The sequence below is a fragment of the Niallia nealsonii genome, from assembly GCF_002835805.1.
Classification (GTDB): Bacteria; Bacillota; Bacilli; order Bacillales; family Cytobacillaceae; genus Niallia; species Niallia nealsonii.
The window spans coordinates 39,834-52,378 of the sequence record NZ_PISE01000034.1; the positions used below are offsets into that span (position 1 = coordinate 39,834).

Here is a 12,545-nt window from a genome sequence, read left to right on the forward strand (position 1 = left end):
GATTTATATTTGCGAATTTATCGTTTATGGTGGTTTTGATAATAAGGAGTGAAATTATTGAGAAGAGAAAAGATACCAGTTGCTGTGCTGAGCGGCTATCTCGGTTCTGGAAAAACAACCCTTTTGAATCGTCTTTTAGCTAATCGCAATAATCTAAAAATGGCGGTTATAGTCAATGATATGAGCGAGGTTAATATTGATGCATCCTTAGTTAAGCAAGGAGGATTTGCTAAAACAGATGAAAAATTAGTGGAAATGCAAAATGGCTGCATCTGCTGCACACTTAGGGAGGATTTGCTTATTGAAGTAGAAAAATTGGCAAGTCTCGGTGATATTGATTATATCGTGATAGAATCAAGCGGCATCAGTGAACCTATTTCAGTTGCTCAAACATTTACATATGTGGATGAAATTGTGGGAATTGATTTATCTCAATTCTGCCGGCTAGATACGATGGTGGCAGTGTTAGACGCTAATCGATTTTGGCATGATTATGCTTCTGGTGAAAGCCTGCTTGACCGAAAACAGGCTATTGATGATTTGGATAAAAGGGAAATAGCTGATCTATTAATTGATCAGATTGAATTTGCGAATGTTATTCTTTTAAACAAGTCAGATTTAGTTTCTAAGAGCAAGCTTTGCGAATTAAAAGCTGTTTTGCAAAAGCTGAATCCAGACGCTAAGTTAATAGAAAGTGAATATGCTCAAGTGCCTCTCAATCAAATTTTAAATACAGGACTATTTGATTTTGAAACTTCCAGCCAAAGTGCAGGATGGCTAAAAGAATTAAATAAAGAACATGTTCCAGAAACAGGGGAGTATGGGATGGCATCTTTTATCTACCGCATCCATAAGCCATTTCATCCTGTAAGATGGATGAAATGGATAGAAGCATGGCCAGTGGAAGTGGTGCGGGCAAAAGGATTTGTTTGGCTGGCTACTAGAAAGGATATTACTGGATTACTGTCACAAGCTGGCCCCTCATTAACTATTCAGGCAATTGGAAAATGGATAGCGACTTATCCTGAAGCGGAACAAAAACAAATCCTAGAAGAAGATCGAGAACTATTAACTCGCTGGCATCCTGTATACGGAGAGCGTATGACAGAACTAGTGATGATTGGCATCGAAATGGATCAAAAGCAAATAGAAAAAGAATTAGATGCCTGTTTGCTTACGGATAGAGAAATGACAAAGGATTGGTCCAAATCCATAGACCTATTTCCTGTATTTACCATATAGTCAATAACATATCATATTATTAGGAGGAATAACCATGAGAGTAACCATTACGTTGGCATGTACAGAAACAGGAGATAGAAATTATATTACGACAAAAAATAAACGAAATAATCCTGATCGCATCGAGCTGATGAAATATTGCCCACGTTTAAAAAAACGTACATTGCACAGAGAAACTAAATAGGGAAAGAGTTTTTTCTTATTATTTAAATCGTAAAAATTACGTTTTGTTTTCCCCGACAGAAGACTTCCGCCTCAAGGAATGGGAAGGGCGTAGCCAAATGAGTAGTTGGAGATGAATTTTGGTTGGCAATAGCCAAAACTTCCCTTCTATGATATATTCAGAACAAATGTTCGTTTTGTGGAAGGGGATTGAAATACATTGCGGATAAACAAGGCATTCAAGTTTCGTATCTTTCCAACTAAAAAGCAAATGGAACGGATCAATAAAACAATAGGTTGTTCTAGGTTTGTGTTTAACTTCTTCTTGGGAAAACAGCAAATCACAGATACTTATTGGTACATGGTGAAAGAAATGGTACAAAACGGTCAGCTTCCAGCGAATAACTGGAAGGGTAACTGTTTAAATAAGTACGAAACAGTAAAGGCAATTCCAGAACTCAAAAAGTATTATTCCTTTTTGAAGGAAGTCGATAGTATTGCTTGTGTGAAACGTTTCCTTATAAGTGCATAAACACGAAATAGGAGGATTGCTGAAAACGCAATTACAACTGATTGACCGAAACTCGGAATGAAAGTCGTCACGTTGAGCTGAAACGAGTTATCTGATACTCCTACATGCATAGGATGGTAGTAGCCTGAACATGTATGAAGCTAGGTAAAGTCGGCTGAAATAGACCTAAGTTCTTTCTGGAATATGGTCTATGATAGGTCGGGGTGCTATAAAGTATCCATGGTGAGAATGTCCTTTAGGACTGACGAACTTGCGAATGTACGGGTCTAGATACTAATTATACTCGAAAGGTATAAACTGCAAATGCAGGGTTAACTACCGAAAAGTAAGATTAGGCGATATGAAATTCGGAATATCCGACAATGAGGATATAAAGTTAACAGGCTCAAAGTAAGCACCTAAAGATATATGCAAAGCTAGGTTAATCGGAACGTTGTAAGCAAGAAACATCTAATCAAACGACTACTATCGGGATGGTGTCTATAAGGTGAAACCGAAATGACTTTATTCTTGTGAAAGTAGGGACACAGTACCAATGAAGCGTGTAATGAACGTGGAGGGATAGTCCCAAGTCTTGTTCTTTGAAAACTAAATCAACTAAATGAAACTCACAGGGTCGAGTAAGATGATGGGACTTTTCTTATGAAAGGAGAAATAATCCATCGGTGAGTACGGCATTACGACATGCGGAATATTATAATATGCAAGATACATTTGACGATCTTTATGAAAGAAGTAAAAATAATTCTATTAAAGGTCAAAATTTATACGAACATATTATATCCAAAAATAACATTCTGTTAGCTTACAGAAATATTAAAACTAACACAGGCTCAAAAACAGAAGGAACAGACGGTATCACAATTGACCAATACAAAATAGAAAATGTTGATGAATTTATCGAAAAAATAAGAAGAGCACTAGATAATTACAAACCTCAGACAGTTAGAAGGGTTGAAATACCAAAGCCAAATGGAAAGAAACGTCCGTTAGGTATACCCACTATGCGAGATAGATTAATTCAACAGATGTTTAAACAAGTATTGGAACCTATTTGTGAAGCAAAATTCTACAACCATTCATATGGATTTAGACCAAATAGGTCAACCCATCATGCAATGGCTAGATGCCAATTTTTAATGAATCAATCAACATATCATTATGTAGTAGACATAGATATACAAGGTTTCTTTGACAATGTAAACCATTCTAAACTTCTAAAACAAATGTATAACATAGGCATTACGGACAAAAGAGTTCTGTCTATTGTATCCAAAATGCTCAAAGCACCAATACAAGGAATAGGAATCCCAACTAAAGGCACTCCGCAAGGAGGAATCCTATCCCCTCTACTGTCAAACATAGTTTTAAACGATTTAGACTGGTGGATAGCTAACCAATGGGAAAACATAAAATCAAGACATCCATATACCCAAGTCAATAAATACAGAGCATTAAAGAAAAAAAATCTTAAAGAAATGTTCATAGTGAGATATGCAGATGACTTTAAGCTTTTCACCAACTCCCACAAGTCAGCTATTAAGATATTTCATGCAGTAAAAGGATATCTTAAAAACCAATTAAACCTTGATATATCAACTGAGAAATCCACTATAACAAATTTAAGAAGAAGAAAGTCTGAATTCCTAGGATTTACGCTCAAAGCCGTAAAAAAGCATAATAAATATGTAACCAACACACATATTGCGGATAAAAAGCTGAACAAAACTCTTGAAAAGGCAAGAGAACTAATTCGGAGAATCCAAAAGAATCGCACAGCTAAGACCATTAACCATTATAACGCTTTCGTTCTTGGTATACAAAACTACTACAAGATAGCCACACATGTAAGTGTTGATTTTGCTCAAATAGCTTACCGTCTCTCTCGAACCCTGTATAATCGTCTAAAATCAATCGGAAAATATGGAATACCAATTAAGCCAACTGAAACATATAAGAAATTTTACAAAAATAATTACAAAACATTTGAAATCATGGGAACACACCTATTTCCTTTGGCTGATATTAAGACTAAAAATGCTATGAATTATAATCAAGACATTTGCGACTATACTAGAGAAGGCAGGCAGAAACTTCATAAGAATCTAAAAGGTGACATTGCTTTAGAAATCAATAAGATGTTACAAACATCCTATGACAATGATAACTTAGAATATGGAGACAACAGAATCTCTAGATATTCAATGCAATTAGGCAAATGTGCGGTAACAGGCGAATTTTTAACAGCTAACGAATTACATTGTCATCATAAACTACCTAAATATATGGGTGGTACAGACGAATTCAGAAACCTTGTTATAGTTCACGCAAATGTTCACAGATTAATTCATGCTACAGATGAAAAGACGATTGAACGATATAAGGAAACCCTTCAATTGGACGGTAAACAATTGAAGAAACTTAACCAATTTCGTAAAGTTTGTAATTTGGTTGCTTTAGTCTAAAAGATTAAGATGGAACGCCCAATGCGGTGAAAGTCGCACGTTGGGTGTGGAGCAGGGGAAAAGATAGAGATAACATCAAAGTCTTACCTATTGCTATTGCAGAAATTTGTTGAAAAATTAGCGGATTCTTTCGACAGATATTATAAAAAACAGAATAAATATCCATATTTTAAATCAAAAAAGATCCCTGTTCAGTCTCAGATAGAAAAGAGGGTTGATATATCAATGAAATTAGATAGTAATAACCATTCAGTTTTCTTAATGTACTATCATCCTGTACTGGTTGTAAAGTACCGGAGAGAAGTTTTTGACACTAAAATATCTCATTTCGCAAAAGAGATGTTTGTTGAGATTGGAAGCAAATATAACATCTCTTTAGTGGAATGGAATCACGACAAGGATCATGTCCATATCCTATTCAAAGCACATCCTAACTCTGAATTATCAAAATTTATCAACGCTTATAAGAGTGCTAGTTCACAATTGATAAAAAGGGACTTTCCACCCATTAGAAAAAAACTTTGGAAAGAAATGTTTTGGTAAAGAAGTTTTTGCCTATTAACAACAGGCGGTGCTCCAATAGATACCATAAAAAAATATATTGAAAATCAAGGTCAAAAGTGAGGTGGATTGATAGGACTAAGCAAAATAAAGCCTTCAAATTTCGTTTGCTACCAAACAAAAAACAGGAAGTATTATTTGCTAAAACTTTCGGTTGTGTGCGTTTTGTCTACAACAAAATGCTAGCAGAACGTAAGGACACTTATGAAAAGTTCAAAGATGATAAAGAAAAACCTAAAGAACAAAAATTTCCGACCCCAGCAAAATATAAAGATGAATTTCCATTCCTAAAAGAAGTGGATTCATTAGCTTTAGCCAAAGCACAGATCAATCTGCAACATGCTTATAAAAACTTCTTTGAAGGCAATGCTGAATTTCCAACGTTCAAAAACCGTAAGTCGAATCAGTCTTATACAACTAATCGAGTGAGCGGAAATATCGAATTGCAAGACGGTCATATCAAGTTACTTAAACTAAAATTAATAAAAATCAAACAGCATAGGAAAATCCCTAAGAATTACAAGTTAAAATCTTGTACAATCTCCAAAACAAAGTCAGGTAAATACTATGTGTCTGTACTAACAGAATATAAAAAATTCATACAGTCCACAGCAATAGAACAAGTTGTTGGGTTAGATTTTGCTATGTCTGAATTATATGTGAGTAGCGAGAATAAGAAAGCCAATTATCCTCGTTACTATCGTGTAATGTCAGAAAAACTAGCTAAAGCACAACGTATTCTATCTAAACGAAAGAAGGGTTCTGCTCGTTGGAATAAGCAACGGATAGTCATTGCTAAGTTGCATGAAAAAGTAGCTAATCAACGCATGAATTTTCTTCACCACAAGTCAAAAGAATTAGCTTACAACTTTGACGCTGTAGTAATAGAAGACTTGAACATGAAAGGTATGTCTCAAACCCTTCACTTCGGCAAAAGCATTCATGACAATGGTTGGGGCATGTTCACTACTTTTTTAGATTACAAATTAAGAGAACAAGGGAAGCAACTAGTAAAAATTGATAAGTGGTTCCCTTCCACTAAAAAATGTTCTTGCTGTGGTGCAGAAAAGCCTATGGCACTATCTGAACGTACATATGAATGTTCTTGCGGTTATGTGGCAGATCGAGACTATAATTCGGCCATCAATATCAAAAATGAAGGATTATGCTTATTAGCATTAGTATAGAAACAAAAACTCATGGAACAGGAGGGTTAGCTCGGTCCGTTTTCGTTAGCTTATAAGTAACGATAAGTCGAGAAACCCCCACTTCAAGCGACCCTTAAGGGTGGTAAGTGGTGGGAGTAGTTCACAATGTCCCGTATTGCTTTTAGAGAATACGCACATAAAGGACAAATTCCTGGAGTTAAAAAGGCAAGCAGATAATAAATCTATATGAGAAAGCCGTCAGATGAAAAATTTGGCGGCTGAAACTTTAAGATAAGGCGGATGGACTAATAAATGAAGAAAATAAATCCAATTTTAGTTCAATTTTTATTAAAGCGGCAATGGATGAAGCACAGGCCGAAATTGATAGGATGATAATAGAAAAAAGCAATCGAATCAGATGGATAGACTATACGGATTCAACAAAAAATGGACTTTTGTGTTTGTATCATAAGAAAAAATAAAGGAAAGATTACAATGAAAAATATACCAGTTTATTGGGAATTTCCCGAAAATTAAGTTGTTGTTTTAATTAAGTTAACGATAGATATAGATTGCTTACAAAAAGTTGATAAAAAGGTAAAAAGCGTTTGAATATTAAATCCAATTTCCAAACGCTTCTTAACTAAGACAGCAGTAACTCCATTTATAATGAACAAATAATTAGCGATTTGCTTGTTGTTTAATGGTTATTGGTTCAGGACGTTCACAAGTGCTTTTCATCTTATAGTAGACACCATTTTCCGAGGACTCATGGAAACCGTGCATGGCTTCTAAAACATGATAGGCAAGTTCTCCATTGGCGCGATGTTTTTCTCCAGTTAGGATAGACTGCACCATATCGGAAACGCCTAGCCCACGGCTGTTTTCTGAATGGCTAAAGGCTAGCGGAACGTCTGTAAATTCTTTTTCATCCACTTTTCTGATGTGTACAGGACCGCCAAAAGTATTTGGATCGGGAACTAGAAGTGTCCCTTTGCTTCCATAAATTTCAATGGGAGGAAGGGTGGTGCCGCCAAATGCATCAAAACTTGTTGTGATGGTTGCGATTGCGCCACTTGCGAAATCAATGGTGCCTGAAATATGGGTGGGTGTAGAAACATCAATTTTTGTGCCTGCTTTTGGTTCGCTTAGCACAATTCTTTCTGGGTAGCTGATGCATGTAGATCCAGCTAACCGTTTTATTGGTCCTAATAATGACACCAATGCGGTTAAATAGTATGGCCCCATATCAAACATTGGTCCTCCGCCTTCTGTATAATAGAAGGCTGGATCTGGATGCCAATGTTCATGGCCCCGGTTAATCATAAAGGCAGAAGCCCCAATTGGAATACCAATTTCACCTTGTTCAATCAGCTGAATAGCAGTTTGGATGCCAGCGCCTAAAAATGTGTCAGGCGCACTGCCAACAAGGAGATTGTGTTTTTTAGCTGTGTCGATAATTTTTTTTCCTTCCTCACGTGTTACAGCGAGGGGCTTTTCTGTATAAACATGTTTGCCCGCTTCTAGTGCTTGGATGCAAACAGCGGCATGGGCTTTTGGAATGGTCAAATTGATGATTAATTGTATGTCAGGATCACAAAGCAGTTCATCAACGGTACAAGCTTTAGGAATATTATATTTTTTCGCTTGAGATTGTGCCCGCTCTACATCAAGATCTGCACAGGCAACCAGTTCAAGATTATCGAACTTTCGACAATTTTGCATGTAAATAGAGCTAATAAATCCACATCCAATGATTCCAACTTTAAGCTTTTCCATTATAAAACCCTCCGTTTAGTCAATTATTGGCTATCGCCCATGCCAGTATATAAACGTGCACTTTTATCGTTTGATGCTGTTATACTTTTTGCTCGTTTTTTTCCTTCCGCCGCCCATAAAAATCCCCGGCGCATAATGAGAGAAACCTCGGGCATTGCCACAATATCAGCTTGATGCCCTAATGAATTATAGAAGACATTTCCTTGACCCCAGCGTTTGGTCCATACGACTGGCATATCAACTGCTTTATTTGCTGCATGAGGACCATCTACTACTGGAAATCTTGTTGTTGCCAGCACTTCAATCGCTGGATCAAAATGAAGATAATATTGTTCGCTTGTTACTTTAAAATCAGTGAAGCCTTCTAATAATGGACTAGAGGAATATTTGATGTTCACCATATATTCCACTCCATCATTTCCAGGGTGTGCTACCCAGTTTCCTCCTGTGATAAATTGCCAGTCCACATTGTTTCGGAAAGAATCACACATGCCCCCATGACATCCAGCTAAACCGACACCATTCATTACAGCTTCCGAAATATTTAGTACGTATTTTTTTTCGATTTCTCCCATTGTCCAATGTGGAACAATTAAATCTAATGTCTTTAATTTCTCTAGATCGCTATAGGAATCTAGTGAATTGGATACCTCCACTTGGAAGTTTTCCTCTTTCAAAATTCCTTTGAAAATTTCTGCCACTTGCTCTGGCTGATGGCCATCCCATCCTCCCCAAACGATTAGTGCATTTTTTTTCATTTGTACAGCACTCCTTATTAGAATTTAGTCAATAGTCGAAGAATCCTTTTTTATTTCAGATATCAGAAATAGTAATCCATTGCCGTTTCTCAATCGATAAATCAACCGCTTCCAAAACTTGTTGGCATTTTACTCCATCCCGGAAATTAGGAACAGGCTCTCGATCTTCGCGAAAAGCTTCCATAAGTTCAACCATTTCATGGATGAATGTATGTTCATAACCGATTGTGTGTCCTGGTGGCCACCAGTTTTCCGCATAGGCATGAGTTGGGTCTGTCGCTAATACACGCCGGAATCCTTGGACGTCGTCTCTGTCATCTGTAAAATACACTTGCAGTTCATTCATTCGTTCAAAGTCAAAAATTACGCTACCTTTACTGCCATTGATTTCAAAGGAATTTGTGCAACGATGGCCAGAAGCGAAACGAGTAGCTTCAAAACTTCCTAATGCACCATTGTCAAATTTCGCTAAAAATAGTGTCGCATCATCAACGGTAACTTTACTTTTTTCTCCTGACACACTGCCCATTGCAGATAAGCCTGTCATATTAGTAGAAACTGGTCGTTCTTTTATAAATGTCTCGTTTAATCCAATTACTTCTGTCATATCCCCAATTAGATAGTGAGCTAAGTCAATAAGATGTGCACCTAAATCGCCATGAGAACCTGAACCGGCAATTTCTTTCTGAAGTCTCCAAGCTAGGGGAAAGTTTGGATCAACTAGCCAATCCTGTAAAAACCATGCACGGAAATGATAGATATCTCCCAATTTTCCTTCATCGAGGAGCTTTTTTGCCAGCATTACGGCGGGAGCAAAACGATAATTAAATCCAACCATATGCTTAACGCCAGCCTTTTCTACGATTTCCAGCATTTCTCTCGAATCTTTTAATGTAAGCGCTAATGGTTTTTCGCAAAAAATATGTTTTCCTGCTTGGGCTGCAGCAATGGCAATTTCTTTATGCGCATCACTTGGAGCATTAATATCAATTAAATCAATATCGTCTCTTTCGAGGAGGCTTTTCCAATCTGTTGTATACTCTCCCCAGCCGAATTGTTTTGAAGCCAAAGCAACACCATCTTTATTGCGGCCACATATCATTTTCATTTCAGGATGAATAGTTTTTGGGAAAAATAAAGGAATGTCACGATATGCATGACTGTGTGCTTTTCCCATAAATTTGTAGCCAATCATACCAACTTTAATAGTTTTCATTGATTATCCTCATTTCTTTGTAAGTTTTATAGAAATGGATATTCCTTGTGTAAAATATTAAGAGTTGCAATTCTAGGGTATAGGCCGCTTTCTTACTAGCATAATAGGCGGCTTATACTTTGAAGCGCTTGATTTTATTTAATGAGGATGCTCGTTCAATTAAAGAAACTGGCAAGCATTCATGTATCTCTGTTTTGTCATCTGTTGAGGCTAATTGAAGAACTTTTTCCGCTGCCAATTGTCCCATTTCAAAAAGTGGAACGTTAACGGTGCTAAGTGGAGGAGATGTCATAGTTGAAAGATCTGAATCATCATAGCCAATTAAGGAGTAATCATCACCAGCCAGATAACCGAGTGAGCTTAGCCCTTGCATAAGACCAATTGCCATTCGGTCATTTGCAGTGAAAATTGCTTGGCAATTTTCTAGTAAGGGTCCTATATGAATGGCTGCTTGAAAGCCGCTTTTTCGACTATAATTTCCTTGGAAAAGCAGTTTTTCATTTAATGGAATTCCTGCTTTAGTTATCGCTTTTTCATATCCTTTTAATCGTTCGACACTATTGGAATATTCCATCGGCCCGTTTAAAAAAATAATCTGTTTATGCCCTTTATTTAAAAGGGAGGATACGGCTTGAAAACTGCCATTTATATGATCTGCATCAATGGAATGAAAAGAATATCCAGAAAAAGATTGGTTTACCAGACAATATGGCAAATTTAATTGATGAAGATTTTCTAATGCTGCCACTTCACCGGGAATATTTTTAGAGCCAAGGATGATGCAGCCATCTACTCGCTGGGACAGAAATAGCTTTACATAATCTTTTGGTTCATTAGCTTGCTGAAATAATAGGAGCAAGCCATAGCCAAATTCTCCAAGTTTTGTTCCGATTCCGTTTAATAATTCTGAAAAATAATAAGTGGACATTAAATTAACTTTTGGCAAATAAGGAACAATCACGCCAATATTATTGCTTTTTCCTCGGGCAAAGCTTTGAGCGATAGCATTTGGGTGGTAGTTAAGCTCTTTTGCAGCCTGTAAAACTTTGCGTTTTGTTTCCTCACGCAAAGGACCAGAATTATTAAATACGCGGGAAACAGTGGCTTCAGAAACTCCGGCTAATTTTGCCACCTCTTTTCTGTTAGCTATAATATTCACCTCCTTATCAGAATATGTACACGCGTTCATTTTCTCCTTTTTTTGGGAAAATGTCAATGCCAAAGTATCAAGAAATAGAATATTAATTTTGTACTACAAAAGATAAAATAATAAAAACATCAAAGGTTTGCGGTATATATATAAATCAATCATTAAACGAATAGATGCATATATTAAAAAGGAAAGTTATCTAGTACAATGGAAAAGCTTGCTTGTTTTTCAAAAGGGGGAATAATATGAAAACATATTTAGTGATTACTCAAATTTTATATGCAGTTTGTCTTCTGCCGTGGCTTGTTGTATTTGGAATGTCTTTTATGAGTTTTGACCAGGGAATTAGTGTGGCGAATAGTGCATTTGTTTTTGGTATTGGTGTCTATCCAATATTTGTTATTATTTGCTCCGTAGTTGCATGGATTTATAGAAAACGAAAAAAGAAACTTGCCATTATTGTTAATCTCATTCCAATGTTATGGATTATTGGTCTAGGAGTGCCTCTTTTTCTATTAAATATATAGCACTAAAAACAGACGGGCGATTATTATTTTAGTAGGTCTTCTAGCTGCACAAGTGATGTATTTCCTTCTCATTTGCTATCGCTATTTGCAAAATTTGAAGAAAAGCCTGATTGGATAAGCTAGGAGATTAACAGAAAATAAGAGAATAAATAGAGAAAAAAGGTTTCAGGTTCAGCTGAAGCCTTTTTTCATGTTATGATGAAAATATAATAATTAATTGACTAGAAATCGATACTGCTTGCATAGTTATCTCTGCTAAATAGTATAAAAAAGGGGAAAAGACATGACTATTTATATTGCTTTTATAAGAGGCATTAATGTTGGTGGGCATCATAAAATTAAAATGGCAGAATTGCGGGAAAGCCTTGTGAAAATAGGATTATTAGATGTGAAAACATATATTCAAAGCGGCAATATAGTATTTAAATCTATGGAAGAGAAAATAATCCTGCAGAAAAGGATAGAGCACAAAATAGAGATAGACTATGGATTTTCGTGCACGGTAGTATTAAGAACTGTTGATGAATTAGAAGAAATCATAAATCATTGCCCATTTCCAGAAAAGTGGATTATAGCGGCAAAAGGGGCTTCAACAGCAGAAAGTCAGTATGTGGCACTTTGTACTGATACGTTATTGGAAGAAGACATAAAAAGATTAGATACATATAAAAGTGATAGAGAAAGATACCATATTTCTGGACAAGATATCTATCTTTTGTTTTACGATAGTATTCGTAATTCTAAACTGGGGAATAGTTTATCAAAATTAAGTGTTTCGGCAACAGTTCGCAACTGGAAAACGCTGAATAAACTGGCGAGTATGGCAAAAGAAATGCAAAGTTGAGTGTTATGCTATCATGGATGGCTTAGCTTCATAAGACGAAAAAACTTCTCTAATCATCAAGAGAGTTAGAATAGGCGCTGCTGCTTTATGGTTAGAGAAGAATAATAGCAAAATAAAGCTTGCAAATGTGGGAAGCTCTTATTAAAATAGATAATAGCATT

General features: G+C 36.3%; 11 protein-coding genes and 2 pseudogenes. 9 read left to right on the forward strand and 4 right to left on the reverse strand.

Going from position 1 to position 12,545, the window contains the following annotated elements; all coding sequences use genetic code 11:
• The first annotated feature begins 57 nt into the window (after positions 1-57).
• The 7 genes and pseudogenes from CWS01_RS15435 to CWS01_RS15465 form a co-directional block, all read left to right on the forward strand.
• Positions 58-1,242 (forward strand): GTP-binding protein, encoded by a 1,185-nt coding sequence (locus CWS01_RS15435; RefSeq protein ID WP_101178086.1) that lies wholly within the window; start codon positions 58-60, stop codon positions 1,240-1,242.
• Positions 1,243-1,276: 34 nt separating this feature from the next.
• The gene (gene rpmG / locus CWS01_RS15440; RefSeq protein ID WP_101178087.1) at positions 1,277-1,426 is read left to right on the forward strand and encodes a 50S ribosomal protein L33; all 150 of its coding nucleotides are present in this window, start codon (positions 1,277-1,279) and stop codon (positions 1,424-1,426) included.
• Between the two features lie 198 nt (positions 1,427-1,624).
• Positions 1,625-1,936, forward strand: a complete 312-nt coding sequence (locus CWS01_RS15445) for a helix-turn-helix domain-containing protein (protein ID WP_157827675.1) — start codon at positions 1,625-1,627, stop codon at positions 1,934-1,936.
• Between the two features lie 665 nt (positions 1,937-2,601).
• Positions 2,602-4,401, forward strand: coding sequence for a group II intron reverse transcriptase/maturase (ltrA, locus tag CWS01_RS15450; protein WP_101178088.1), 1,800 nt, complete (start codon positions 2,602-2,604; stop codon positions 4,399-4,401).
• Positions 4,402-4,626: 225 nt separating this feature from the next.
• Positions 4,627-5,025, forward strand: a pseudogene (gene tnpA, locus CWS01_RS15455) (IS200/IS605 family transposase).
• Complete coding sequence (locus tag CWS01_RS15460) at positions 5,022-6,149, forward strand: RNA-guided endonuclease InsQ/TnpB family protein (protein ID WP_235852086.1); 1,128 nt, start codon at positions 5,022-5,024, stop codon at positions 6,147-6,149. Before tnpA ends, CWS01_RS15460 begins: the two are co-directional and overlap by 4 nt.
• Before the next feature lie 120 nt (positions 6,150-6,269).
• Positions 6,270-6,347: pseudogene (locus CWS01_RS15465) on the forward strand (30S ribosomal protein S14); the annotation flags it as partial.
• A gap of 444 nt (positions 6,348-6,791) precedes the next feature.
• Here the strand turns inward: CWS01_RS15465 and CWS01_RS15470 are convergent.
• From CWS01_RS15470 to CWS01_RS15485, 4 genes are all read right to left on the reverse strand, one after another.
• A complete protein-coding gene (locus CWS01_RS15470; RefSeq protein ID WP_193603786.1) occupies positions 6,792-7,889 on the reverse strand; it encodes a Gfo/Idh/MocA family protein in 1,098 nt (365 codons plus the stop codon).
• Positions 7,890-7,912: 23 nt separating this feature from the next.
• Complete coding sequence (locus CWS01_RS15475; protein WP_101178090.1) at positions 7,913-8,647, reverse strand: ThuA domain-containing protein; 735 nt, start codon at positions 8,645-8,647, stop codon at positions 7,913-7,915.
• A 55-nt stretch (positions 8,648-8,702) separates the two neighbouring features.
• Positions 8,703-9,863 (reverse strand): Gfo/Idh/MocA family protein, encoded by a 1,161-nt coding sequence (locus tag CWS01_RS15480; RefSeq protein WP_101178091.1) that lies wholly within the window; start codon positions 9,861-9,863, stop codon positions 8,703-8,705.
• Positions 9,864-9,975: 112 nt separating this feature from the next.
• Complete coding sequence (locus CWS01_RS15485; RefSeq protein ID WP_101178092.1) at positions 9,976-11,052, reverse strand: LacI family DNA-binding transcriptional regulator; 1,077 nt, start codon at positions 11,050-11,052, stop codon at positions 9,976-9,978.
• Between the two features lie 206 nt (positions 11,053-11,258).
• Here CWS01_RS15485 and CWS01_RS15490 point away from each other — a divergent pair, with 206 nt between their 5' ends.
• Positions 11,259-11,540, forward strand: a complete 282-nt coding sequence (locus tag CWS01_RS15490) for a hypothetical protein (RefSeq protein WP_101178093.1) — start codon at positions 11,259-11,261, stop codon at positions 11,538-11,540.
• Positions 11,541-11,823: 283 nt separating this feature from the next.
• Positions 11,824-12,384, forward strand: coding sequence for a DUF1697 domain-containing protein (locus CWS01_RS15495; protein WP_101178094.1), 561 nt, complete (start codon positions 11,824-11,826; stop codon positions 12,382-12,384).
• The last annotated feature ends 161 nt before the right edge of the window (positions 12,385-12,545 follow it).